The sequence below is a fragment of the Pannonibacter sp. CBAS1226 genome (genome assembly GCF_055685825.1).
This window is the reverse complement of the sequence record NZ_JBVOUO010000003.1, coordinates 285047-309638: the sequence shown is the minus strand read 5'-3', so window position 1 is coordinate 309638 and position 24592 is coordinate 285047. Positions and strand designations below refer to the sequence as shown.

General features: G+C 63.0%; 18 protein-coding genes, 1 tRNA gene and 2 pseudogenes. 6 read left to right on the top strand and 15 right to left on the bottom strand.

The features are described from left to right. Positions 1-71: 71 nt before the first annotated feature. Positions 72-1070 (top strand): isopenicillin N synthase family dioxygenase, encoded by a 999-nt coding sequence (locus tag AC0CMF_RS11660; RefSeq protein WP_374629713.1) that lies wholly within the window; start codon positions 72-74, stop codon positions 1068-1070. A 191-nt stretch (positions 1071-1261) separates the two neighbouring features. Here AC0CMF_RS11660 and AC0CMF_RS11655 read toward each other — a convergent pair whose 3' ends face one another. From AC0CMF_RS11655 to AC0CMF_RS11640, 4 genes are all read right to left on the bottom strand, one after another. Next, positions 1262-2068, bottom strand: a complete 807-nt coding sequence (locus AC0CMF_RS11655) for an NUDIX hydrolase (protein ID WP_374629714.1) — start codon at positions 2066-2068, stop codon at positions 1262-1264. After that, entirely contained in the window at positions 2065-3129 is a 1065-nt protein-coding gene (locus AC0CMF_RS11650; protein WP_374629715.1) for an ABC transporter ATP-binding protein, read from the bottom strand. The genes AC0CMF_RS11655 and AC0CMF_RS11650 overlap by 4 nt, the downstream gene beginning before the upstream one ends. A 12-nt stretch (positions 3130-3141) precedes the next feature. Then, positions 3142-4896 carry an ABC transporter permease gene (locus AC0CMF_RS11645; protein ID WP_374629716.1) on the bottom strand — a complete coding sequence of 585 codons (1755 nt, stop codon included), beginning with the start codon at positions 4894-4896 and terminating at the stop codon, positions 3142-3144. Positions 4897-4967: 71 nt separating this feature from the next. Further along, the gene (locus AC0CMF_RS11640) at positions 4968-7034 is read right to left on the bottom strand and encodes an extracellular solute-binding protein (protein ID WP_058899305.1); all 2067 of its coding nucleotides are present in this window, start codon (positions 7032-7034) and stop codon (positions 4968-4970) included. 207 nt (positions 7035-7241) lie between these two features. Between AC0CMF_RS11640 and AC0CMF_RS11635 the strand changes: the two are divergent. Beyond that, positions 7242-7579: pseudogene (locus AC0CMF_RS11635) on the top strand (Ldh family oxidoreductase); the annotation flags it as partial. 155 nt (positions 7580-7734) lie between these two features. After that, complete coding sequence (locus tag AC0CMF_RS11630; RefSeq protein ID WP_374629717.1) at positions 7735-8019, top strand: 2OG-Fe(II) oxygenase family protein; 285 nt, start codon at positions 7735-7737, stop codon at positions 8017-8019. Positions 8020-8311: 292 nt separating this feature from the next. On the opposite strand, the gene AC0CMF_RS11625 is transcribed toward AC0CMF_RS11630, so the two are convergent. The 3 genes from AC0CMF_RS11625 to AC0CMF_RS11615 form a co-directional block, all read right to left on the bottom strand. Further along, the gene (locus AC0CMF_RS11625) at positions 8312-10654 is read right to left on the bottom strand and encodes a hypothetical protein (protein WP_374629718.1); all 2343 of its coding nucleotides are present in this window, start codon (positions 10652-10654) and stop codon (positions 8312-8314) included. 110 nt (positions 10655-10764) lie between these two features. Next, positions 10765-11139, bottom strand: coding sequence for a DUF6538 domain-containing protein (locus tag AC0CMF_RS11620; protein WP_374629719.1), 375 nt, complete (start codon positions 11137-11139; stop codon positions 10765-10767). Positions 11140-11205: 66 nt separating this feature from the next. Next, positions 11206-11281 (bottom strand) — tRNA-Ile (locus AC0CMF_RS11615). A 520-nt stretch (positions 11282-11801) separates the two neighbouring features. Here AC0CMF_RS11615 and AC0CMF_RS11610 point away from each other — a divergent pair. Continuing rightward, positions 11802-12593: an SIMPL domain-containing protein gene (locus AC0CMF_RS11610; RefSeq protein ID WP_374629720.1), complete on the top strand. Its 792-nt coding sequence runs from the start codon at positions 11802-11804 to the stop codon at positions 12591-12593. Positions 12594-12967: 374 nt separating this feature from the next. Here AC0CMF_RS11610 and AC0CMF_RS11605 read toward each other — a convergent pair whose 3' ends face one another. From AC0CMF_RS11605 to AC0CMF_RS11585, 5 genes and pseudogenes are all read right to left on the bottom strand, one after another. Further along, positions 12968-13555: a GNAT family N-acetyltransferase gene (locus AC0CMF_RS11605; protein ID WP_050474933.1), complete on the bottom strand. Its 588-nt coding sequence runs from the start codon at positions 13553-13555 to the stop codon at positions 12968-12970. 177 nt (positions 13556-13732) lie between these two features. Continuing rightward, positions 13733-14836: pseudogene (locus AC0CMF_RS11600) on the bottom strand (NAD(P)/FAD-dependent oxidoreductase); the annotation flags it as partial. A 60-nt stretch (positions 14837-14896) separates the two neighbouring features. Further along, positions 14897-15313: a ketosteroid isomerase-related protein gene (locus AC0CMF_RS11595; protein ID WP_058900720.1), complete on the bottom strand. Its 417-nt coding sequence runs from the start codon at positions 15311-15313 to the stop codon at positions 14897-14899. A 131-nt stretch (positions 15314-15444) separates the two neighbouring features. Beyond that, positions 15445-15834 carry a DoxX family protein gene (locus AC0CMF_RS11590; RefSeq protein WP_058899283.1) on the bottom strand — a complete coding sequence of 130 codons (390 nt, stop codon included), beginning with the start codon at positions 15832-15834 and terminating at the stop codon, positions 15445-15447. 123 nt (positions 15835-15957) lie between these two features. Beyond that, positions 15958-16860 carry a LysR family transcriptional regulator ArgP gene (locus AC0CMF_RS11585; protein ID WP_058899282.1) on the bottom strand — a complete coding sequence of 301 codons (903 nt, stop codon included), beginning with the start codon at positions 16858-16860 and terminating at the stop codon, positions 15958-15960. Between the two features lie 83 nt (positions 16861-16943). Between AC0CMF_RS11585 and AC0CMF_RS11580 the strand changes: the two genes are divergently transcribed. After that, a complete protein-coding gene (locus AC0CMF_RS11580; protein WP_374629726.1) occupies positions 16944-17558 on the top strand; it encodes a LysE/ArgO family amino acid transporter in 615 nt (204 codons plus the stop codon). Between the two features lie 28 nt (positions 17559-17586). On the opposite strand, the gene AC0CMF_RS11575 is transcribed toward AC0CMF_RS11580, so the two are convergent. Beyond that, positions 17587-18942, bottom strand: a complete 1356-nt coding sequence (locus AC0CMF_RS11575) for a DUF930 domain-containing protein (RefSeq protein WP_058899280.1) — start codon at positions 18940-18942, stop codon at positions 17587-17589. A 754-nt stretch (positions 18943-19696) separates the two neighbouring features. On the opposite strand from AC0CMF_RS11575, the gene AC0CMF_RS11570 reads away from it, so the two are divergent. After that, positions 19697-19936 carry a DUF2798 domain-containing protein gene (locus AC0CMF_RS11570; protein ID WP_205630873.1) on the top strand — a complete coding sequence of 80 codons (240 nt, stop codon included), beginning with the start codon at positions 19697-19699 and terminating at the stop codon, positions 19934-19936. 62 nt (positions 19937-19998) lie between these two features. Here the strand turns inward: AC0CMF_RS11570 and rpoD are convergent, their stop codons facing one another. Beyond that, a complete protein-coding gene (gene rpoD, locus AC0CMF_RS11565) occupies positions 19999-22008 on the bottom strand; it encodes an RNA polymerase sigma factor RpoD (protein ID WP_058900719.1) in 2010 nt (669 codons plus the stop codon). Positions 22009-22476: 468 nt separating this feature from the next. Continuing rightward, a complete protein-coding gene (gene dnaG, locus AC0CMF_RS11560) occupies positions 22477-24504 on the bottom strand; it encodes a DNA primase (protein ID WP_162936400.1) in 2028 nt (675 codons plus the stop codon). Positions 24505-24592 lie beyond the last annotated feature (88 nt).

Below are 24592 nucleotides of genomic sequence, written 5' to 3'. Positions count from 1 at the left end.
CCCCGGAGTAGAAGCTGTCAACGCCATCCCGGCGTGGGTCATTGCTCCTCAATCTCAAAGGAGACTACAGCATGACAACGGCACAAACTTACGGCCTTGCCGAACTGAACAAGGAAACCGGTTTCGGCGGCTATGGCGAGGAAGTGGAGCGCGACATTCCCCGCGTGGACATGTCGGACTACTTCAACCGCAAGGACGAGATCTCCGATGCCCTGTGGGATGCGGCCACCGGCATCGGTTTCTTCCAGCTCACCGGACACGGCATTCCGCAGGCCCTCATTGACGAGGCTTTCGCTCTGTCCGAGGCCTTTTTCGATCTGCCGGCAGAGGTGAAGGGGAAATACCCGCTGCGGCCCGGCACCAATTCGGGCTGGGAATACAAGGCGCAGGTGCGCCCCTCCACCGGCACCCCGGACAACAAGGAAAGCTACCAGATCACCCTGCCGCGCATGCGCGATCTCTGGCCCACCGGAGAGGAGCTGAACGGCTTCAAGGAAATCATGCTCGCCTTCGAGCGCCACAACTGGTCGCTGGCCATGAAGGTGCTGGACTGTTTCGCAGGCCGCCTCAACTTCCGCCCCGGCTTCTTCACGGATGGCCATGATCCGGACCGGGCCGAATACCAGTCCACCCTGCGCCTCATCCACTATCTCGGCATGGAAGACGCCAAGCCGGAGGACTTCAAGTTCTGGCGGGCGGGCGCCCATACGGACTTCGACTGCCTCACCCTGCTGCACCAGAAGGCCGGTCAGGGCGGCCTGCAGGTCTGCCCCGGCAAGGACAGCATGGGCCGCGCCATCGCCTGGACCGACGTGCCGCCGCTGGAAGGCGTGATCACCTGCAACATCGGCGACATGCTGATGCGCTGGTCGGACGACAAGCTCCTGTCCAACCTGCACCGGGTGCGCATGCCCAAGCCCGGCGAATATCTCGGCCCGCGCTACTCCATGGCCTATTTCGCACAGGCCAACATGGACACCGTGCTGGCCGGGCCGGAAGGCAAGTACGAGCCCATGACAGGCCACGACTACATCCAGATGCGCCTCGGAGCGAACTTTGGCAAGAAGTGACGCGGGGCCTCCGATACCCGCACATCAAGCCTTCAAACATGCAAGTGCGGCAAGGGCCTGAGCCGGTCAGAAAGATCTGACCGGCATTTATACCAAGGCGCCGAGATGCTGACGCATCACGCCTTGAAAATGCTCAAGCGCCGCACGGGCTTGACAGGCTCTCGATGAGTCAAGCTCATCGAGAGTTGATCTTACAAGGCAACCGAGGCGCCGCCCGTTCCATGGCGGGCGACAACATTCTGACACACAAGGTGGGAGCCAAATTTGATATCCAGCGCCCCGGCAAGGCCCGAGCGCAGTTCCTCCATCGTGACAAGTGTGTTCGACTCGACCTCGCCGTCGATGCAGGTGGGTGTCCAGCCGCGCGGCAGAAAGAGATCGTAGACGGACAGAAGCTCCTGATGAAAGCCCTGGGCGCTGACATAGCAGACCGGCTCATCGCTGATATGGCGGGCATGTTTCATCAATTCAGCCTCTATGCCAGCCTCTTCCCACGCTTCCTTGACGGCGGTTGTGGCTGCATCGAGATCGTGGGGCTGACCTCCGGCGACCAGGGTATCGAAATAGCCAGGAAAGGCGGTGGAATGGGCCGCCCGAAGCGAAAGCCAGATTTCCGGAGCTTGATCGGCTCCGGTCGCGACCAGACCATTGACATGCACCTTCGTCGCCCAGAGGCCCAGAATCCGCATGGCGCTTCTGTCGATGATGGCGATGGGCTCTGCATCGAAGCGATGGCGCACCGGCATCATCTCGCCGCGTCTCGGCCCGATCAGCCCGGCCTCGAGCAGCAGCAGGCGTGCCCGTTCCAGCCGTTCGGTGAGATCGCCATCATGCGGCATCGATAGCGCCGCGCCGTCTGTCATCATCAACCCGCCATCCATCAGCACCCGCGCGCAGCGGCTGGGAAGGAAACCGAGCGGCGCGGCATGGCCGGCGAGGAAAAACGGGCGGAATGCAACAGGCCAATGGCCCTGTCTCGGTTCGTCTTTATGCGTCATGCGGGAAACACCACCACTGCGTCTGGTCTGAAGGAAATCCGGGCCGTATCGCCGACGGCAAGTCTTGCCGGCGACATCAGGGAGAGGCTGCCGCCGACCACATCAAGAACGGTCCGCCACAGGCGGCCCTCGTAAAGGCAGTGGGTCACAGTGCCGGCCAGCGTATTGGTATCGGGTTTCTCCCCGCCATCGCCCATATCTATGCTGGCAGGATGCAGCATCACGGTAACGGCGCCGCGATAGGCGGGGTCGATGCCGGCCGGTTGCGGAACGGTGATGCGCTGATCGCCCACCAGCACACTCCACCTGCCCTCCGGGTCCGCCTCAATCACCTTGCCTTCCATGCGGGTCTCGAAGCCTGCGAGCGTGGCAATCCATCGGGAGCGCGGCGCGGCAAACAGGGTTTCCGGCGAGCCAACCTGTTCGATCTCTCCGCTTTTCATCACCACCAGCATGTCGGCAAAGGAACACGCCTCGAGCGGGTCATGCGTAACATAGAGCACCGTCTTGCCCACCCGCTTGAACAACTCACTAAACTCCTTGCGCATTTCCAGCCGCAATTGCACATCGAGGTTGGAAAGCGGTTCGTCCAGCAGCAGCAGATCCGGATCGGTCGCCAGCGCCCGGGCAATGGCGACCCGCTGTTGCTGTCCCCCGGAAATCTGGGAGGGCAACCGGCCTGCCAGCGGTGTAATCTGCATCAGGTCGAGCAGGCTTTTCACCCGGGCGTCACGTTCAGCGGCGCCAAGCTTCTTCAAGCCGTAGCCAATGATCCTTTCCACCGTCATATGCGGCCACAGGGCATAGTCCTGAAACACCATGTTGAGCCCGCGCTTGTGGGCTTCCAGCGCCCAGCCGGCCGAGGAGATCACGGTTCCGCGAAGCCGCACCTGTCCGTCGTCGGGCCGGTCCAGACCCGCAACGAGACGCAGCAGGGTGGACTTGCCGCAGCCGGAGGGGCCGACCAGACAGGCGACCTTGCCAGTGGGGACTTCCAGCGAAACGCGGTTCAGCACGGTCTGCCGGCCAAAGCGACGGACCACATTGTCGATACCGAGCATGGGTGAAACCTTTCAGGTCCGCTCCACCGGGGCAACCAGACGGCGGATCGCGACGGTAGAAAGAAGGTTGACGATGACGATGATCAAAATTGTTGCGGTGCCAGCGACAAGGGTGGCGGCCGTTGCGGCGCCGAACTGGCTCTGCTCGAAGGCGCGATTGACATAGACCGGCAAGACATTCAGCCGGGGCGGCCGCAAGATCGAGTTGATGGCAAGGTCGAAGATCGCCGAGCCGAAAGCGGTCAGTGTGGCCGAAACGAGGGCTGCGGCAACCAGCGGCGCGGCGATGGTAACGATCCGCCGGGTGAGCCCCGCTCCCTGCAGGGCGGCAGCCGACAGCATGCTGACTGGCACCTGCGCCATGGCACCCAAAAGCACCCGGATCGCAATCGGCACGGCACCCGCAATGCCGGCCAGCACCAGGATCGACTGGGTGCCATAGAGCGATATGCCCAGCCGGTCGAACAGGGGAGAATTCCACATGAAGATATAGCCAATGCCGAGAACGACTCCCGGAACGGCAAGACTCAGCGTGCAGGTCACGTCGATAAGCCGGTTCAGACGAAAATCGGAGAAGGTCAGTACATAGGCCGCAGCAGCCGACAGGAGGCCGCTGCCCAGGGCCGCTGCCGCGGCGATGCCCAGCGAGGTGCGCAGGGCGCTGACGAAGGCACCGCCGGTGTCGAGCACATAGGCGTAATTCGCAAGCGTCAGGTTGGCAAAGGAGAAGCCCGCCGAAATCCGGTCCGTGAAGGATACCAGCACGCTGGAACCGATCGGGATGATGATCGCAACAGTCAACGCCAGCAGGACGAGGCCATTTGCTATCAGGCCAAAGCGTGGGCCATTGGCCTGGCGCATGCGGGCCCGGCCGCTGAGAAAATCGAAGCGGCGGTTTCGCAGGATGGCGAAATAGACAAGCACCGCCGCCAGCATGATGACGGTGACATAGAAGGCCAGCACTCCCGCCAGGTCGAAGCGGATCGGCGACTGGTTAATCGCGACATAGATCGCATAGGTGAGGGTCGGAAAACGGTAGGTGGTCGCCAGCGCCGCCGGCAGGCCGAAATCGCCCAGCACATCGATGAAGATCAGCACGGCGCCCGAAAGCACAGCGGGCAGCAGCATGGGAACCCGCACCGTAGCCAGCACGCGCAACGGCGACGCACCGCAAAGCCGAGCGGCATGGGCATAGTCGTCCATGTCCCAGCGCATCGCCGCTGATACGGTGATGTAGGCGAAGGGAAAGGCCTTCAGGCTCATGATCACGGCGAGCCCCCACGGGTTGAAAACCATGTCGGGCACGGACGTCAGGCCGAACCACTGGTTGGCAAGGCCGCCACGGCTGGCAAACAGGATCCAGCCCTGGGCGAGAATGAAGGAGGGCAGAATGATGATCGCCCAGGCCGCGATATCCAGCGCCGGGCCCAGCACCATCCGCGAGGAATGCCGTATGATGGCAAGTCCGGTGCCGGTAAGGCCGCCGATCACCGCCGCGATGCCGGCCAGAAACAGGGAGTTCATAAGGGACCGCTGCCACAGCGGCCGCTCGAAGACTTCCAAAAGGCCCGAAACACCGATGGCCCTGACCTGCCCGGAAAACAGGCCGGGCACGAAGGCCTGGACGATGACGGTCGCCATCGGTGCGAGCACGAGGATAACAAGCGCAGCGACGACGCAAAGCCCCAGCCAGTCCTCGGATCGCAGGAGGGCTCGTCGTGTGCGGACACCGGTTGCATTGGGAGGGATCGCGGTCAGTTCGCGCATAGCATACTCACAGGATATCCTGGAAGGGAAACCACCCCGGAGCACAAAGCTCGGGGGTGGCGGGACAATCCTTATTGGAGCGCGCGGTCGGCGAACCAGGTCTTGATCTCGGCCTCGTTGGCCACAGAGAAGTCATCCGGTGCGACCCGGTAGACGGCACCTTCAGCCGGTCCGTCGGCACGGCGGGTGGCGCCTTCTACGGTCGGTTCGAACAGGCCGTCGGCGGCGGCAGCTTGCGACAGATAAGTCTGCGTTTCGGGCTTGAGCAGCCATTCTACGAATGTACGGGCCGCTTCAGACCGCTTCGTCGAGGCCTGGATACCAACGCCGCGCACGACGCCAGGCGCCCCCTCTTCCGGCCAGACCACTTCGACAGGCGCCTCGCCCGCAGCTTTCAGCGAATAGGCGACCTGTGAAGTGATCAGCGCGAGATCGAGTTCACCCGACACGATGGCGCGACCGACCGGGCCATTGGTCCGGAACACGCGCATGCCGTTGTCAAACAGGCTGGTGAAATAGGCCTCGGCATTGTCCTTGCCGAGCGAATGGAAGAATTCCGCAACACAAGGATAGGCCGGTGCGGCAATCGCCGGATCGGCCATACCGAACTTGCCGTTGAAGCGGCTATCGGCCAGATCGGAGAATTTTGCCGGCGGGTTGCCGATCCTGTCGGTGCGATACAGCATGACGCAGGAGGCGGCCATGCCGATCGGGAACCATGAGCGGTTTTCCGGCAGATAGGTGCGCCCCGTCTCGTTGAGATTGCCGATATTGGCCGGCTCGACGCCGCGCAGCAACTGGTTCTGGCCGTCCAGCATCTTGAAGCTGTAGGAACCGTTGAAGATCAGCACATCCCATTGGGGATTGGCCGCTTCGGCTGCGATACGGGCGAGGATCTCACCGCCGCTCATCTGTACCACATCGATCTGGCGGCCGGTATCGGCCTCGAACCGTTCGGTAATCACGCCTTCGAAATCATTGGTGTAAAGCACCAGCGGGCCCGGTGCGTCCTCGGCAGCGGCAGGCAGGGAAATGGCGGTAGTAACTGTCATGGCAGCTACGCCGAAGGCTTTCAGAAAGGGTCTCATCGCAATCTCACTCTCAGCCAGGGTCAGGGTTGCCACACCGCTCTCGTCGGCGCGCAGACCCTCGCTAGGGGAGGCTGATGACAGTTCCATGAAATGAACCCGGCCCGGTTTCAGCACGCCCCATCCCGGATTTGGAACAGGCTGATTTCCCTGGAGAATCACGGTTTTGACATAGGCACCGAGTTCGTCGGCAACGCGCCGCAACGTCGTGTTCATCAGGCGCCGCGGAGGGCTGAGAAGCGTCATGGTGAGGGCCGGCCCGACCCAGCCGGGGATGACGGGGACCAGCGCGCCCTCCCTCACGGCGGTGCGGGCGGCGAATTCCGGCAGCAGCACAAGTCCCGCGCCCGACAGCGCAAGCGACAGCAGGACCTCCACGTTGGTGGTGGTGAGCCTCGGGGTGCAGGACAGGATTTCGGCCTCTCCAGCTTCGGACTGAAAGCTCCAGCTGGCCGTGCCGGCATCCAGGCCGTGAACGAAGACATCCGGGAAATCGAGAGATGCGGGTCCTGGCGCCCCGGCTACACGCGCCGCGACGTCAGGGCTCGCGACCAGAAGCAAAGGATTGCGGCAGATGCGCCGCTGAATCAGGGGCGAGTCTCGCAGTGGCCAGTGATGCGCGTAGAGATAGAGATCGGACGTATCGCTGGTCTGGTCCAACACCCGGTCCGCCACGTCCACGACAAGATCAAGACCGGGATGGGCCTGCGTCATCGCCGCGATATACAGGCCGAGCGATGATGCCAGCAGAGGCGAGACATTGATGGAGACGCGGCCGGAAATCGCATCTGTGGAGCGCATGAGCCGGTCTTCCGCATGCTGCGCGGCCTCCACCATGGCAAGACCAAGCCTGTAGGCTTCCTCCCCGGCAGCCGTCAGCCTGAACTCGTCGCCGCTTCGGATGACAAGCCGCGCCTTCAACTGCTCCTCAAGGGCCGCCAGCCGGCGGCTCATCGTCGATTTTGGCAATTGCAGCGCGCGGCCCGCTCTCAGAATGCCCTGGTGTTCGACGATGTGCACGAAAAGACGCAGGTCGTTGAGATCCAACATGGTCGGCTCCTCTGACCAGATCCGGCGTCCTGTGCACGCCAGATATACCCAAGCTGTCCGCCAAGCGCAGAGCGGCTGCAGGACTGCTAGCGGAGTTAGGTGACAAATTTGTAACAGCTTCGCTGGCGTTCCCGCCAGCAACACGCCGGGACAGGATCAACGCATCCCGGATATCATCCGCGATCGCCTTTGACCGCAAGGATCATGCTTCTCATCAACGAGTGCATCCATCTGCCGGCACTCAGGCCGGAGGTAGAAGCTCTCACGGAAGAAGGGATTGCCGTCCTTGCCATATATGCCCCAGCTATGCGACCGTTGCCCCTGCAGGTGGCCGGAGCCCACTGCTGGGTACCAATCCGTTCGCATTCGGATGGCCGCGCAAGGGCGCCAACCCTTGCATCTTCGATTTCGCCACCTCCGTTGCCGCCCGCGGCGAGATCGAACTGTATCGCCGGGCCGGCAAGCTGCTACCGCGAGGTTGGGCCATCGACACGAACGGCACCCCGGCGACCGGCGCCGGAGCGGCACAGGCAGGTGCGATGCTGTCCTCGAAGGTGCCATGCAACCGTAAGACAGGCCGAAGCCCTTGTGAAGCTTGCCATTAAGGCATGGGAGAAGAAAAACTGCGGAGCCATCGTCCGCAGACCGGAGGAAGGGCATCGGTTGGCGAACGTGGCGGGCCTCACCCGGGTGAAGCAGCATGGGCCGCACCATCGCCTGGACCGATGTGTCGCCGCTGGAAGGCGTGATCACCTGCAACATCGGCGACATGCTGATGCGCTGGTCAGACGACAAGCTCCTATCCAACCTGCACCGGGTGCGCATGCCCAAGCCCGGCGAATACCTCGGGCCGCGCTACTCCATGGCCCATTTCGCACAGGCCAACATGGATACCGTGCTGGCCGGGCCCGAAGGCAAATACGAGCCGATGATCGCCCACGAATTTATCCAGATGCGGCTCGGAGCGAACTTCGGCAAAAAGTGACGCAGGGGGCTGCCCCGTTCCCGGAGTTTCAGCCTCTCCGGAAACCGGACAAATTTCCAGTAAGGTGCGTCAGCATCGAAATGCAGACGGCAGCGCTGATCTACCCGGCGCTCTGGGATGTCGCCCGGCTATTCCAGTTCGAGGGCACGAACGCAGTCGAGGGAAGCAGTAGTGCTCGCATTGTCACCTGCACCATCGCGCCCGGACCGTAGCAGTGCCTGCCATCTGCGCGGCCAACCAGAGAACGGAGAACGGGCTCAATCCCGCTTTCCGTGGGTCGCGGCCGGACCGCTCAAACCGATGAAGGCAATTTCGACTTCAAGGAACCCCAAGCTTTCATAGCATGTTTGGCAGCCGCAGCAGATTTTGATGGCTCGCGTCCCAGAACCTCCAACAAGTCTCTCAGCTCAACGTCTATCAAAATTGGGTGAACCTTTGCAGCATCCAGCGCGGCAAGGCAAGCCCTTGCCCTCGCCGGTTGCTGGAGCGCTGGGATCGACGTATCGAGTTCATGAATGACCTCGCAGAGGGACACTACATCATCGGCAAACCGAAGGTCGAGCCAACTTCCGAGATCAGCTTTTTTATCAGCTAGAAGTTGTTTTTTGCCACATAAAAGTTTGATCTTCAAGTGGATCGCCACAGAAAGGGCTTTCCGAAACCGATCAGTCGATACGTCGAGATCAGCTAGCCATTCAGACGAGAGTGCACGTGTTAATTGCAGCTGCGCCCAGCCAGCTCCGACGAGAGCGGCAGCACCGCCAGCACCTCCGAGAACAAGAGCCCCAGCAGGACCAAATGCAAGCAGTCCAAGTGCTTTTCCTGACAACCCTCCAGCAGCAGCAAGTCCGCCTTTAACGCTTGCCTCCATGACGACCGAGAACGGCAAGTCGGACAGCGGCATACGGCCCCGCCAGACTCGATGCAAATTCCGGGCCGTGGAAACGGCCATGGCGAAGTACGGAACATTGAGATCGCCAAGCGTCTCCCCGGCCTCCAACGACGTGTGCATGATGAGGTCCGCGATGCCCCGGTCGAAGCCGTCGACATAGAATACCTTGTTAGCCCATGCAGCACCGCTTTCGATCACCGCCTCGGCCAGTTCGGAATTCGCGAACACCGGCATGTCGGGATACGTCGAGAAATGCTTGTGAAGACCATCCAAGCTCAGAAGGCACTTAACCTGGAAAGGCATGCCGTCAACGAGCAGATCGAAGCAGGGATTGTTGGCTGAATCGGGGAATGACACTACATGGCCGACTTGGGTGAGCCTCGCAGCGACCAGTTGCTCGGAAACATATCCCCTCAGGTTGTTATACGCTCCGTCGGATGCCGCAGCGGCCATCGATCCAATCCTCTTCGCGAAAACGCCAAACTGAAAAATGTCGCCGATGTCCTCGGACCTTGAGAAATCGGCCGCGCTGATCACCAAGGGGTCGATCGAGACCGCGTTGTAAATCATGTCTCCTGCAGTTAAGCCAGACACCACCGCAACCTCTGCAGTGTCGCCCATGGTGCGCGACAAAGCGCCATCGAGCAGAGAAGCAAACTGATTGGCCGCCGCAGTAGACAACACAAAGTCGCCAGGGGCTTCCGGGATGCGGCCGCCCATCATCACTGCGATAGCCGCATGGCGGCAGAGCGTCTCCTGTTTCAGCTTCGCGGGAAGCGTGCTGAAGTCACCGTCCGTCACCGCCCTGAAATCGTTTAGCGTGACCGCCAGTCCGGTTAGCTCCGCAGACAGACCGCGCAAAGCAAACTGGACCGCCACAACGGCCGCGAGTTTAGCCGCATGCCCGCTATTGACGTGACGGGTCGTCATATAGCCGATGCCGACGACAGCAGGAACGCTGAAGAGCGGATTGGCAAGCATGAAGAGTGTGGAGACAACGGCGGGTCCGCTCATCAGCGGAATGAATGCCGATGCCTGTGCCGCGAGGATGTAGGCACTGAAACCGGCAAGGTTAACCCCCATGCCAATCGTAATTGCAGACGCACCAGTTGCCAGGATCGCCAGCGCAGCCTTGTCACCTGTGGCCACCGTATTGCGCATAGCCTCATCGCGCAATTCAGGAGGCAGATCTTCGATGTATTCACGAACCCGCTTTTCGATGGCTTTCCGGTTCTCCCCGGACAACTCACCGGACTGTGCGGCCTCGGCCACGGCGCGGGCAACCAACTGGGCCTGCTCGGCCACCAAGGACGAGAAATCCTTTTTCTCCTGGCCGCGAAGGGAACTCACTTTCCGCCACATGGCCCCAAGCACCGTCTCGCCATCGTCAGCTTCGCTAACGTCGACAGGCAATGCCATGACTGCCGCGGCCTTATAGGCCATGCCAGCACCACGCATGTTCGCGCTTCTCTTCGAAAACGGTAGAACAGGGTCGAGTTCCAAAGCCTCGGACATCGCGGTCCAAAGCCTAATACGAAGAGCACGATCTGTCGAAGGCGAGGCAAAGAGCGTCTCGGAGGCCGTTTTTAGCCGGAGCGCGAAGGCTGTCGTATCTGAAACGCCTTCAGTTCTTTGAAACCGGGCCAGGATATCTGTTGCTCGATCCAGCGACATCGCGAGGAATGTCGTCGCTTCAAAGCTGGCGAGGAGATTACAGAGTTCCTGACGGTCCGCTGCGCCCAATCCTGCGAGGATTGTCCATGGTGGTACGTACAAATTTTCCCCCGTCGGTTCCCAAGATCCTCCTGCTGGAATGCAGGCTGCTTGGTGAGCGGTTTGCAGGATGAAGCCCCCTACTGCAAGGATCCTGTCATCTTTGCATGCTTCGCCACGCGCTTGCTGCTCTCATATATCTCCCTGTCAAACTCACTGAGAGGACCGGCAGCGTTTATTTCGGCTTTGACCTCATTCAACAATCGCCGGAAATGCTCGATCAATACGCCTCTAAGCTCTTCGTAGCGCATACCGTATGCCATTCCCCGATCGTTCAGCCTGTCACCTATCTGGCTCAGGGAGCGGGACAAACGCAATGCTTTTCGTGGGTCGCGGGTCTGTAGAGATAGCTTGAGCGTGGAAGCCTTTTTCTCGGGGTGCAGCTGCTTCGGTATCAGCCAGCGCAGATAGAAAACGCCGCATCGCGACTTCATGAGATAGGCCGGATTGAACAAACCAATGTTCCCCTTGGATGTCTCCCCAAGAAAAACCGGCTTCTAACTAATTGATTTTAAACGAAATGGTGGGCCCGGAGGGACTCGAACCCCCAACCAATCCGTTATGAGCGGACGGCTCTAACCATTGAGCTACAGGCCCTTGCCCGTGGTGCGGGCTGGAGTGTGGTATACCAACTCAGGCGGGGGCTGCAATTTTTTTTGTAGTCCAATATGGACTACAAACGCAGCAACTGTGAAATACCAGCGCGGGCGGGGGCTGCAAGTGTCTTGAGGGGGCTCTGCCCGCAGTTTCCGGCTGAAAATGCGAGCTGAAGGCCAGACCGAGGCTGGCACCTTCAGTGGGCAGGTCCGGCCGGTCCGGTCAGCAGCTTGATGCCTCGCGCGCCCAAGCCCCCGGGATGCTGGCGCCTCAAACCCTGCCCTTACTCAAACCTTGCATGCGATCAGGTCAGGGGCGGGCTTCACCGCAGCGCTACGGCTAGATGCGCCGGGATTTCAGCAGGGCCTTGCATGGTGCTGTCCGGGTGGCTTTGCGGCATGGCATGAGCGGACGGGTCCTGAGACCGGATTTGTTTCTGAAGGCTTCTCACGCCTTGTGCCTGCCTTATTTCCGGGCAAATGTCGGCTTGCCTTTTGGTTCTCAAGGGATTTTTTCATCCATGACCTTGCATTCGCGCCCCCTCCGCTCCGCGCTGTCCCGCCAGCTCGCCTTCTCCCGTGCTGCCGCGCTGGCGCTTGTCCTGCCGCTGGGCCTTGCAGCCGTCAGCACTGCGCTCACTCCGGCCTTTGCCCAGGAAGCTGCGGTGAAGAACGAGCGTTTCATCACCGTGCAGGGCAGCGGTTCCGTCAGCGCCGTGCCCGACAAGGCCACCCTTTCGGGCGGTGTGACCACCGATGCCGAAACCGCAGCCGATGCGCTGGCCAGCAACTCCAAAGCACTCAACGCGGTGCTGGTGGCGCTGAAGGATGCGGGCGTCGAGGCCAAGGACATCCAGACCAGCAATTTCTCGGTCCAGCCCCGCTATGGCGACTACACCAAGTCCGGCCCCTCCGGCCTGCCGAAGATCGAAGGCTATCAGGTGTCCAACACGGTCAGCGTGCGGGTGAATGACCTGGAACGCCTCGGGCCGCTGCTCGACACCATGGTCACCTCCGGCGCCAACACCATCAATGGCATCAATTTCGAGGTCACCGGCGCCAATGAAAAGCGCGATGCGGCCCGTGAAGCGGCCGTGACGGATGCCCGCCGCAAGGCCGAGCTCTTTGCCAAGGCCTCCGGAGCCAAGCTGGGCCGGGTGATGTCCATGTCCGAAGGCGGCGACGGCGGTGTGCGCCCGATGTACCGCATGGCCACCATGGCGATGGAAGCGGCCCCGGCTCCGGCGCCTGTCATGGCGGGCGAGGAAACGCTCTATGCGAGTGTCACCATCGTTTACGAACTGGTGGACTGAAAGACACTGAGGCTCCGGTCACGGCCGGAGCCTCAAATTGCAGATAAGCCTGCAACCTCTCCATCGTCATCCTCGGCCTTGTGCCGAGGATCCAATTAAATCAATGGCTTGCAGATGTCCGGGACAAGCCCGGCCTTGACGAAGGAGACGAAAGTGCAGTTTGTCACCGGCCTTGAGGCTCCGCTCATAGCCGGGCCTCAAGGCAGATTGTGTCAGATGCGCAAGCCTCGAGACCTGAACACAGCTTCAACGCTCTGCAAATGAGTAGGCCCCGGATCTCCGCTTTGCTTCGTCCGGGGTGACGCCGAGTGTGGGGCGCGGCTCTATCATAGCCTGCCGACCAGCCCGTCGTCTTCAGGCGGAGCAGACCCCGCTCACAGATACCGCAGCCACACCTGCATCGGCTTTTCGGTTTCTTCCGTGTCGCCCATGTCCTTCCAGGGGAAATAGACGGTGGCGCCTTCCAGCGGCTTGTAGCCGCGCTTGGTCCAGAAGCCGTCGAGTGGGCGGTAGTCCGCCGGCCGTGCCGGATGATCTGCCGGGCGCACCACGGTGCAGAAACTCGCCTTGGCAAAGCCGAGCTTGCGGGCGTGGGCCTCGCGCTCGTCGAAGAAGCGGTGGCCGATGCCCTGGCCCCGGTACTGCGGCAAGAGGACGGATTCGGCCAAATAGAAGATTTCCTTGAGGTTCAGCCCCCGGTCCTCGAAAGGCTGGCGGAACTGGATCACCTCCTGCGCCAGCGGTTCGCCCGTCGCCGCGCCGATGATGCGGTCTCCGTCGAAGGCGGCGACAATCAGGGCGCCGGGCGTGCCGGCATAGCGGCTGATGTAACTGCGTTCATAGTCCATGGACCCGTCGTAGAGGTAGGGCCAGTCGCGGAACACTTCGATGCGAAGCCGCGCCAGATCGTCCAATGCGTCCTGAAGTTCTCCTCCAGTCAGGCTCTTCACGGTGACCGGCATATTCTCTCCCATATGATTTATGTCTGTTCTTGTGGCCACACGATGCGGGCGTGGACGGCAAAATCAAGCCCCCGCCCGCATGAAATCTGCTTTGCAGAGCTGCCATGCGGCCGGTGCAGGGCTTTCCTCACCTTGAACCCCGCCCGGCCCAGATAAGCCCGGCCCGGACTGGCAGCTTCAGTCGCGCGCTTCCAGCCAGATGCGCGCCGTATCCACATCCCCTCCAATCAGCCCTTCGGCGATCTTCTGCCCCACCACGGCGCCGAACTTGTAGCCATGGCCAGAGCAGGCGGAAACGATGACGGCCCGCCCATCCTCCCGGGCATAGAAGTGGTTGTCCGCCGTGAAGGTGTAGGCGCAGGTCACCACGTCGCTCACCTGATACTCGGAGATGCGGCCGAAGGGCGGGGAGAAGTGATTGCGCAGCCGCTCGCCCTCGCCCGGCACGATGCCCCGGTTCTGGTCCGCATCCGCGTTCTTCACCTTGTGGATGCCGGCCCCGAATTTCAGCCCCGTGCCCGGCACTGGCGGCAGCACATAGCCATCCACCTTGCCGCCCACATCCAGAATAACCGGCGCAGCCTCCCATGATGCCTTCAGGTCCGCAGGCGGCTCCAGATAGACCACCGCCGTGCGGTAGGGCGTGAGATCGGAGTCCAGTTCCGGCGCCAGCTTCAGCACCCAGGCTCCGGCACTGATGACCACGCGGTCGCCCGTCAGGTCTTCGCCACTTTCCAGCGTGACGCGGCCCGCGGCCCGGTCAACGGCCACCACCTTCGTGTTTTCCAGCAGCCTAGCGCCCTTTGCCAGAAGGAAGGCGCGCATGTCTGCGGCGATCTTCTGGCACAGCAGCACGCCGCCTTCCGGATGCACGGCCACAAAACGCAGGCCCTCGGGCGACAGGAAGGGATAGCGGGCGCAAGCCTCCTGCGGGCTCATCTGGTCAAGGCTGTAACCGGCCTCCACCATGCCGCGCCAGTAGTCTTCGCCCTCATCGCCCTCTTCCTGCGAGATGACCATGAAGCCGGTGTCCACGAGATGACGGGCGCCGAGATCGTCCCACATCTCGTCCCAGGCGGCATAGGCATCGCTGATGCGGCGCTGATAGCCGCCCTGCCCGCCATAGGCGCGGCGGATGATGCGGTGCTGGTCACCGGAGGCAGACAGCGGATTGGGGATGGGCCCCTGCTCGATCAGCGTCACCTCCACTCCGCGCTTGATCAGCGCCCAGGCGGTGGAAAGACCGGTGACACCGGCGCCAACGATGATGACATGCATGGTCCCGCTCTCCTGCGGGCCCCTGCCCGCACGTCTGTGTGTGGCATGAGGCTCCGGCGCGGATCAGGCGCCGACCTGGGCGATCCAGTCTTCCAGATTGTAATAGGTGGTGATGCGGGCGATCTTGCCGCCCTTCACATCGAAGAAGGTGCCGGCCGGCAGGCGGTAGGTCTGTCCGGCAGCTTCCGGCAGGCCCTCATCGGTGCTGAGATAGGTGCCGTTGACGATGAACTCGGCCGCGGCACGCGTGCCGTCCTCACTGGCGAAGATGACGATGTCCGTCAACTCTTCCCGGTAGCAGCGGGTCATGTGGGCGTTGAACTCGGCGAAGAGCTTCTTGCCCGTGCGGCGGGAGCCCTGATTGACGTCATGGGCCACATCCTCGCTCACCATATCCAGCATGGCGTCCGTCTCCCCCCGGTTGAAGGCGGCATAATAGGCGTTGATCAGAGCTTCGGTCTGGAGGCGGGCAAAGGTCATGGCAAAACTCACGAGGACAGGATTCGACTGACGCATCTGAGCGCATCGGCCGGAGTTGCGCAAGATGGGGGCAAACGCAAACGCCGCAGCGCGGGGCTGCGGCGTTGCAGAATGCCGTTTGCGTGAGAGGCTCAGCGCGCGCCGCGCATGGCGTCGATGCTCCAGCGCCCGCCGCCCGCTGCAGCCAGATAGAGGAAGACGAAGCAGTAGAGTGCAGCCAGTTCGCCGCCGTTGAGGATCGGATAGAAGCTCTTGGGATAATGGGCAAGGAAGTAGGCCACCGCCATGGTGCCGGAAGCGATGAAAGCCGCCGGACGGGTGAAGAGGCCGAGCACCAGCAAGACCCCGCCCACCAGCTCGATGGCACCTGCCATCCCGGACAAAGAGGTGATCGAGGCACCATTCATCGGGCCTACGGGAATGTTGAGGAACTTGGTGGTGCCGTGCTGCAGAAACAGCAGGCCGGACATGACGCGCAATACGCTCAGAAGGTCAGGCGAAAAGCTGGTAAGAAAACGCATGGGTGCCTCGCATGTATCTGATGAACGGCTACCGGCCATTCTTCTGGAATCACGCATAACCGTTTCATATTCGGCATGCAATTTCATTCCCGGATAGCACTCTGTTCACATTTTGGAGAGGCTTCATTTGACAAGGGTGTCCAGATGATCTGCCGCAGCGGCACGAACGGCTTGCGTCAGCCGCTGCAAGCCCGGCGCGGCGGAGCGGCTGATGTGCCAGTAGAGCGGCACGGTGAGCGGGGTGCCGGGCACCAGTTCCTCAAGGCGCCCGTCCATGAGATGCGCCCTGACCAGAGGTTCCGGGTTCATACCCCAGCCGATACCCGCCGCCGCCGCATCGACAAAGGCATGGGTGGAGGCGATGTAGTGGGCGGGCAGCACCACATCCTGATCGAAGCTCTGGCGCACCCATGCGGCCTGCAGCCCGTCCTTCAGATTGTAGATCATGGCAGGGGCGCGGGCGAGGCTCTCAACGTCCACACCTCCGGCAAACCAGCGCCGCATGAAGGCCGGGCTTGCAGTTGCCCGGTAGGCCAGCGCGCCCAGCGGCACCACATCGCAGCCCTGCACCGGTGCCGGATCGGCACTGACGGCTGCCCGCACCTCGCCCCGGCGCAGCCAGCCGGCGCTGTGGTCCTGATCATCGATCTGCAGATCGAACAGCAGATCCCCGGCGCCCTGCATGGCCGCCACGAACCAGGTGGCGAGGCTGTCGGCGTTGATGGCCACCCGCACGCCCGGCATGGAGCCACCGCCCGCATCCGGCAGGCTGCTGCCGATGTCCTGCCACAGGTCCTGCTCCAGCAGCGCCACGTCCTCCGCATGGCGGGCAAGGCGCTGGCCGGCGGGCGTCGGCAGGCAGGGCTGGCCGCGCACCACCAGCACCGTGCCCAGCCGCTCTTCCAGTGCGCGGATGCGCTGCGACACGGCGGAAGGCGTCAGATTGAGCTGACGCGCCGCCTTTTCAAAACTGCCGAGCCGCAGCACGGCGGCCAGCGCCTGCAGATGGCTTGCCTCAAGTCGCATTAGAAACTCTTCATCAGGATCAGAAACTTTAAATTTTCTAATCCCGCGCAAACCGCTAGTCAAACAGCAGCACACGCCCTCGCATCCCGGAGTCTCCCTTGTTCACTGCTGCCCTTGCCGGTTTCTTTCTCTGCCTCGGCCTCATCGTCGCCATTGGCGCGCAGAATGCCTTCATCCTGCGGCAGGGGCTGAGGGGGGAGCACGTGTTCTGGGTGTGCCTCACCTGCGCCATCTGCGACGCCTTTCTGATCACGCTGGGCGTTACCAGCCTCAAGGCCATCTCCGCCGTGCTGCCGGGCATCGAGCCGGTGCTGCGGTATGGCGGGGCCGCGTTTCTGCTGGCCTATGGGCTGCGGTCCATGCGCTCGGCCTGGCGCGGCGGCAATGCGCTGGATGCAGGCACCGGGCAAGGCGCCTCGTTGAAGGCGACGCTTGCCACGCTGCTCGCCATCACCTTCCTCAACCCGCATGTCTATCTGGACACGGTGATCCTGATCGGCTCCATCGCCACCAACTACCCCGGCCATGAAATGGCCTTTGCGGCAGGGGCAAGCCTTGGCTCCATCGTGTTCTTCTTTACGCTGGGCTATGGCGCAAGGCTGCTGCGGCCGCTCTTTGCCAAGCCCGCCTCCTGGCAGGTGCTGGACGGGCTGATCGCCATGGTGATGACCGGGCTGGCGGTGAAGCTGGTGGTGTAACCCGCGCGCCCGCCTCAGTTTCCCTGCCTCAATTGACCGGCAGGCGGCGCTTGGCCCAGTCGGCGCGCGGAACAGGCCCGCCCACTTCAAAGGCGAAGCTGACGACCCGCGTGATGCCGGCATCCAGCTCGCAGCGCAGGGCGAGATTGTACCACTGCCCGCGCTCGCGGAAGGCCGTCTGCGGCGTCTGCAGCACAGTGCCGGAGGCCAGCCGGAACGAGGGCAGCAGCTCCGGCACGCGCGGCGGATTGGAAAACAGCAGCTGGGCGCGCAATTCGGTCATGCACAGCACATCCGCCCGCTCCTCCCGCGGCATGCCGCGCATGGCCGTCTGAGCCCGGACGCCGCCATTGCTGCGCGTCGAAAAAAGCTGGCGCGCCATGTTGAGGGGCACACCGCCCGCGACCACCTGCCCGGCGCCCCTGCCTGCCCCAACGGGCGGCTTGGGCTGGGGCGCGGCAAGCGCCACGATCGGGCCAACGGTGCCGAAATCCTCCGGCGCCGCTTCTGCCTCACCCGGCGCAGGGGAAGCCAGTTCCCCATCGGCAGCCACCGGCGCCTCCACGGCAGGGCCTGGTTCCAGCCCCGCTTCATCGGCAGCGGCTTCCGCCAGCGCGGCCAGCTCCGCCAGTGCATCGGCTTCCGCTGCCTGCGTTTCGGCCTCCGGCGCCGCCTCTGCCGCTTCCGTGGCCTCTTCGGCCATCTGGTTTTCAGCCTTCGGCCCGGACTCTGGCCCATCCTGCGGCTCAGCCTCACCCTGCCGCTCCGGCTCGGTTTCGGGCGCTTCCACCGCAGAGCCATCCAGCGACACTTCGGGGCCGGTATCTTCCTCGCCAAACTCCGTCACCGGCTGCAAGACCGGATAGGGCTGCTGCGGCACCACGGGCAAAGGCGCCTCGGCCACCTGCGGCTGTTCAGGCTCCGGTTCGGGTTCGGGCTGCGCCTGCTCCGCTTCAGGGGCAGGCTCAGGGACCTCTTCAGCGGCCTCTTCCGGCGCAGGCTCCGGCACCGCTTCAGGTTCCGGTTCGGGCTCTGGCTCAACCGCTTCCGGCTCAGGGGCGGGCTCAGGTTCCGGAGCCGCCTCCGGTTCGGGCGCTGCCTCAGGTTCAGGTTCTGGCGTTGCTTCCGGCTCGGGCTGCACCTCCTCCTGCGGCGGGGGCACAAGCGCCACCTCCACCACCTCGGGCTCAGGCGTCATGTCCGGAAACGGCTCGCTGACATTGGTGAAAAGCACCAGCGCCAGCAGCCCGTGCAGGGCAAGCGACAGCATCAGCGCCAGCGCCGGACCATCCCGGTCCTCACGCCCGCCCGCCCTGCGCTCCGTGCCCCTGCCGGCCCTGACCTTGTCTGCCGCGAGCTTGTCTGCCCTGACCTCTTGCTCCATGCCCCCTTCCTACCCGCTCCCGCAGGCAAAAGGGAGGCATGGCGTGACCGGATGGATCATCTTTTTGGGAAGAAGAAGTGGGTGTCCGCATCAGGATAAGGATAAGAGCAAAGCCAACCCTTCACGCCGTCCCGGCCCCCATATCCGGATCTGAGCCGAGACCTGTCATGGGCGCAGGGCGTTTAGCCTCTTCTGCCAACCGAACTTCCAGAGCGCCGCAAGACGTCCAGAGCACCAAGGCAGCAAATCCCTTACAGGTCCCGGCACGGAGGCCGGGACGGCGCGGTGGAGATGCTTGCGTGCCGCAACTGCCACGGCAAATGCAGCAGCTCCTCCACCTCACCATCGTCATCCCGGCCTTGAGCCGGGACCGGTGAACCCCGGTCTCCCGGCTCAAAGGCGCAAGCGCAAACGACACATGCCCCTGCCTGGTTTTCCGAAGAGCAAGCAACACCCACCCCGGCTCACCGGTCCCGGCTCGCGCTGCGCTTGGCCGGGATGACGATGGTGAGGTGTGGTGTGCGAGGGGAGAGGTGTTGGAGGAGAGCAGAGAGCAGATGGAGAGACGCCGGGCGGCGGGGGCTTGCGCGGTGCGGCTTGGCGTCCTATCAAGAGCTGCCGTCATTGCGGTCGTAAGCGTTTACGTGAGGCAACGCATCCAGACCTGAAGCCGTCCGCAAGGGCGCTCCCCCAAAGGTTAGAGATGCGATTTTGTATCTGCCCTCACGGCGGCTTTCTCCACAAGGAAGTACCAATGCAGCTTACGCGCTTTCCGGCCCGCTATGCGGGCATCCTCATGCCGTTTGTCCTGTCGATCCTCATGACCATGGTCGTATCGGCCGTGGCCACGGCGAAGAACCTCGGCCTTGGACCTGAGTTCCTGGCGAACTGGCCTTCCACATGGGCCATGTCCTGGGTCATCGCCTTCCCGGTTCTGCTCATTGCCCTGCCGCTCACACGCCGCCTCGTCCGCCTTCTGGTCGAACCGGCATAAACAGCAAAAGGCCGGAGCGTTACCGCTCCGGCCTTTTGTGATTGCGTTGAACCGCCGCGTCCTCAGCTGTCGAGGAAGGAGCGGAGCTTGCGGCTGCGGCTCGGGTGCTTGAGCTTGCGCAGGGCCTTGGCTTCGATCTGGCGGATACGCTCGCGCGTCACCGAGAACTGCTGGCCGACTTCTTCCAGAGTGTGGTCGGTGTTCATGCCGATGCCGAAGCGCATGCGCAGCACGCGCTCTTCACGCGGGGTGAGCGAGGCGAGCACGCGGGTCGTGGTTTCGCGCAGGTTCGACTGGATAGCCGCATCGATGGGCAGAACCGCGTTCTTGTCCTCGATGAAGTCGCCGAGGTGGGAATCCTCCTCGTCGCCAATCGGGGTTTCCAGCGAGATCGGCTCCTTGGCGATCTTCAGGACCTTGCGGACCTTTTCCAGCGGCATCTGCAGCTTTTCCGCCAGCTCTTCCGGGGTCGGCTCGCGGCCGATCTCGTGCAGCATCTGGCGCGAGGTGCGCACGATCTTGTTGATCGTCTCGATCATGTGCACCGGAATACGGATGGTGCGGGCCTGGTCGGCGATCGAACGGGTGATCGCCTGCCGGATCCACCATGTCGCATAGGTGGAGAACTTGTAGCCGCGCCGGTACTCGAACTTGTCCACCGCCTTCATCAGGCCGATGTTGCCTTCCTGGATGAGGTCGAGGAACTGCAGGCCGCGGTTGGTGTATTTCTTGGCGATGGAGATCACGAGGCGCAGGTTGGCCTCCACCATCTCCTTCTTGGCGATGCGTGCTTCACGCTCGCCCTTCTGCACCATGGACACGATCTTGCGGAACTCGGTGATTTCGAGGCCCGTTTCCGTTGCCAGCGTCTGGATATCCTGACGCAGCTCGCGGATCATGTCCTTTTCCTTGGCGACGAAGTTCTTCCAGCCGCGCGTGGCAAGGTTAGCCACCTTGCGCAGCCAGTTCGGGTCCAGCTCCGCGCCCTGATACTGCTTGAGGAAGTCCGTGCGGTCGACGCCATGGCTGTCGGCAAGGCGCAGCAGGCGGCCCTCGTAGCCCATCAGGCGCTTGTTGATGTCATAGAGCTGCTCGACCAGCGCATCGATGCGGTTCTGGTTGAGCGACAGGCTCTTCACATCGGCGACCAGCTCTTCCTGGATCTTCTTGTAGCGGCGCTCCTGGCTCGGCGACAGGGTCTTGTTGGAGAGCTTGTTCTCCACCAGTTGATCCTGCAGGCGGCGCAGCTTCTTGTAGCTGTCGGCGATGCTGTCGAAGGTTTCCAGAACCTTCGGCTTCAGCTCGGCTTCCATGGCGGACAGGGAGACATTGGACTCGAATTCGTCCTCTTCCTCCTCGCCTTCCTCGGGCAGGCCCTCGGGCGCGCCGTCCTCACGCGGGGCGCTGCCGGCAGCCGGGCTGCGCGGCTCGCCGTCCACATCCTCTTCCTCTTCGCCCTCACCGGCCACCGGGCCGCCACGGGCATCCGGGCCGGCATAGGTGGCTTCAAGGTCGATGATGTCGCGCAGCAGAACCTTGCCTTCGTTCAGCTCGTCGCGCCAGATGATGATGGCCTGGAAGGTCAGCGGGCTTTCGCAAAGCCCGGCGATCATGGCCTCGCGGCCAGCCTCGATGCGCTTGGCGATGGCGATTTCGCCCTCGCGGGAGAGAAGCTCGACCGAGCCCATCTCGCGCAGATACATGCGCACGGGGTCGTCGGTGCGGTCGGTCGGCTCGCGGCCGGAACTGGCCTTGGCAAGCGCCGTCGGGCTGGCAACGGCGATTTCGCCGCCCTCTTCCGCGTCGTCGGTCTGGGCTTCTTCCACCTCGTCGCTGTCGATCACGTTGATGCCCATGTCCGAAAGCATGGCCATCGTGTCTTCGATCTGCTCGGAAGACACGTGCTCGGAGGGCATCACCTCATTCAGCTCGTCATAGGTCACATAGCCGCGCTTCTTGGCGGCCTTGATCATTCGCTTGACGGCAGCATCAGAAAGATCGAGCAGCGGGCCATCCTGACCTTCTGCTGCCGCTTCCTGGGTTTCTTCCGTCTGCGTCGCTTTCGCTACCATATTCTGCTCCAGAACCGCCGCATGTCTGCGGCGCCGTGCCCGGCTGTTCGCCCACATCCGAACCATCAGACTGCCTTCCGGCGCGCGGGGAACGCGCAGCTCTCGAAGACCTTGCGATGATTCGGCTTTTAAATCGGTGTCCCTTAAGTCCTACTTAACCGTACCGGAAAGCCCTGCAGCCGCAGGGTGGAAACCGGACAAGTGACGCCACACCGCCCCGGCAAAGCCAGACCGGCAGACAATTCCTCAGGATATGCAGCGCGACTGAATGTTCCGCTCGTGGCTCTTGCCATCATGAACGCTGTGGGCTGCCTGAATTCCCCTATTTAGCTCGACGCCACCGATTCGCAAGTGTGATTCGCGAATCGTCAATGTGATTCGCGAAATAGCCACAGTCAGAACGCAGTCTGGGCCGTGAATGCGGTCCTTTGCCGGGTTAACAGCCCATCCCGAGGACTTGCCTCGCGGCTAATGTGGGGACGAGGCCGCCTGATTGCCATGGCCAGGCACCATGGCCGGGCCTGCATGGCGCAGTTTTTTCGCCCGTTCAGCCAGTTCCCCCTCTTCACGGGCGCATTCCTCGCGCCGGCGGGAAAGGTCCTGCGTCAGACCGCGGATGCGGTTCCAGGCCAGTTCGTCAAAGGCGTGCTCGGCAGCCGCCAGTTCCTGCTTCAGTTCCTGCTCCAGCGCCATCAGCTCGATCTGGTCGAGGAAATGCAGGAAAGCCGCTTCGATGAAGTCCTCCGGCGGCGTCGCCTTCAGCAAGGGGAAGCGCTGATAAAGGCCGGAGAAGTCACCGTGCTTCTGCGCGCCCGCCTCGTCCGCCGTCATCACCTCATGCAGGATCTTGTAGAAGCTGTCATCAACCCCTTCGGCCAGCTGCGCGGCCGTCAGGCTGTTGAAGTCCCGCGCCACACGGCAAAGCGCATTGCGGAAGCCCGCATGCAGCGGATCGGCAAAGGGAAGGCTGGCGACGCGCTCGATGTGCTTGTCCAGCAGATCGGGGAATTTCACACACATGCCGCAGACCAGCCGCTCGGTGCCGAACAGCGGCCCCTGCGGCGCGGTGATGGCCTCACCGCCCGGCCCGCGCGTCAGAAGCTGCAAGGCAACTGCCGCATCGCCCGGCCGCCCGCGCCCGCGCTCTCCGCCCTGCCCCCAACTCTGTCTCTGGCCCTGCCCCTGCGCAGCGCTGCGCTGGCGGCGCGAATGCTCGTAGAAGAGGTTGGACAGGCGCAGACGGAAATCCAGCTGATAGCGCTTGCGCACCCGCTCGTCGGCAATGGTGCCGATCAGGTCCTCGAAGCGCTTTTCCAGCGCGGCCTTGCGCTCGGGCGTGTCCAGATTGGCGGCGCTGATCTCCCGGTCCCATACGGCCTCGAACAAAGGCTGCGCCTTGGCGGCCTCCTCATGGAACCCGGCGATCCCGCGCGCCTTGATCAGATCGTCCGGGTCCTGCCCGTCCGGCAGGAAGCAGAACTGGAAGGAATGGCCGCTGCGCAGCACCGGCAGGATGCGGTCAATCGCCCGGTGCGCCGCAGAAATACCCGCCGCATCGCCGTCGAAACACACAACAGGCTCCGCCGCCAGCTTCCACAGCCGCAGCACCTGATCTTCGGTGAAAGCCGTGCCAAGCGTCGCCACCACATGGCGCAGTCCCGCCTGCCACAAGGCGATGGCATCGAGATAGCCTTCCACGACAAAGGCCTGCCCGCTCTTGAACGCAGGCTCGCGTGCCCGGTGGGCATTGAACAGCATGACGCCCTTGTGGAAGAGCGGCGTTTCCGGCGAGTTGAGGTATTTCGGCTGGCCATCGGGGTCGAGCGTACGCCCGCCGAAGGCGACGACCCGGCCGCGCTCGTCGTGAATGGGGATCATCAGCCGCCCGCGGAACCGGTCATAAGAGGGGCGGCCATCGTCCGGCTTGATCACCAGACCGGCCTCCACCATCACCGGCTCCTCGACGCCCTTCTCCGCCAGAAAGCGTTTCAGGCTGTCACGGGTATCGGGCGCAAAACCGAAGCGGAACTCGTTCAGGGTTTCGGCACTCAGCTGGCGGCGCTGCACATAGGCGCGGGCCGTCTGGCCGCGCGGGCCGCCGAATTCCATCTGGAAGAATTGCGCCGCCATCTCACAGACCTCGGCAAGGCCGGCCTTCTTGCGCTCCTGCCGGGCAATCTTCGGGTCCGCAACGGGAAGAGCAACGCCGGCCTGCTCCGCCAGCCGCTCCACCGCTTCGGGAAAGCTCAGGCCCTCAGTGTCCGTCAGGAAACGGAAATGATCGCCGGATGCACCGCAGCCGAAGCACTTGTAGCGCCCGCGCCGGTCATCCACGTGAAAGCTCGGGGATTTTTCCTGATGGAAGGGGCAGCAGGCCCAAAAGTCCCCCCGCCCCGGCTGCGTCTTGCGCCGGTCCCAGCTCACGCGCCGGCCCACGATGTCCGAAAGGCTCAGCCGTGCCTTGATCTCGTCCAGTAGCCGGTTGTCGAAACGCATGAAACCTGTCCGGAAGCCGGGAATGGCCCGCAGGGCCGGAGGCATCCGGCCATGGCGGCAAGTGGATTACATTAGCCTTGAGTGCCCC

Coding starts and splice junctions, on each gene's coding strand:
- AC0CMF_RS11655 (WP_374629714.1), bottom strand. CDS start 2,068: ATGACGCATAAAGACGAACCGAGACAGGGCCATTGGCCTGTTGCATTC.
- rpoD (WP_058900719.1), bottom strand. CDS start 22,008: ATGGTAGCGAAAGCGACGCAGACGGAAGAAACCCAGGAAGCGGCAGCA.
- AC0CMF_RS11645 (WP_374629716.1), bottom strand. CDS start 4,896: ATGCGCGAACTGACCGCGATCCCTCCCAATGCAACCGGTGTCCGCACA.
- AC0CMF_RS11650 (WP_374629715.1), bottom strand. CDS start 3,129: ATGCTCGGTATCGACAATGTGGTCCGTCGCTTTGGCCGGCAGACCGTG.
- AC0CMF_RS11640 (WP_058899305.1), bottom strand. CDS start 7,034: ATGTTGGATCTCAACGACCTGCGTCTTTTCGTGCACATCGTCGAACAC.
- AC0CMF_RS11575 (WP_058899280.1), bottom strand. CDS start 18,942: ATGGAGCAAGAGGTCAGGGCAGACAAGCTCGCGGCAGACAAGGTCAGG.
- AC0CMF_RS11610 (WP_374629720.1), top strand. CDS start 11,802: ATGACCTTGCATTCGCGCCCCCTCCGCTCCGCGCTGTCCCGCCAGCTC.
- AC0CMF_RS11570 (WP_205630873.1), top strand. CDS start 19,697: ATGCAGCTTACGCGCTTTCCGGCCCGCTATGCGGGCATCCTCATGCCG.
- dnaG (WP_162936400.1), bottom strand. CDS start 24,504: ATGCGTTTCGACAACCGGCTACTGGACGAGATCAAGGCACGGCTGAGC.
- AC0CMF_RS11630 (WP_374629717.1), top strand. CDS start 7,735: ATGGGCCGCACCATCGCCTGGACCGATGTGTCGCCGCTGGAAGGCGTG.
- AC0CMF_RS11585 (WP_058899282.1), bottom strand. CDS start 16,860: ATGCGACTTGAGGCAAGCCATCTGCAGGCGCTGGCCGCCGTGCTGCGG.
- AC0CMF_RS11595 (WP_058900720.1), bottom strand. CDS start 15,313: ATGACCTTTGCCCGCCTCCAGACCGAAGCTCTGATCAACGCCTATTAT.
- AC0CMF_RS11590 (WP_058899283.1), bottom strand. CDS start 15,834: ATGCGTTTTCTTACCAGCTTTTCGCCTGACCTTCTGAGCGTATTGCGC.
- AC0CMF_RS11660 (WP_374629713.1), top strand. CDS start 72: ATGACAACGGCACAAACTTACGGCCTTGCCGAACTGAACAAGGAAACC.
- AC0CMF_RS11605 (WP_050474933.1), bottom strand. CDS start 13,555: ATGCCGGTCACCGTGAAGAGCCTGACTGGAGGAGAACTTCAGGACGCA.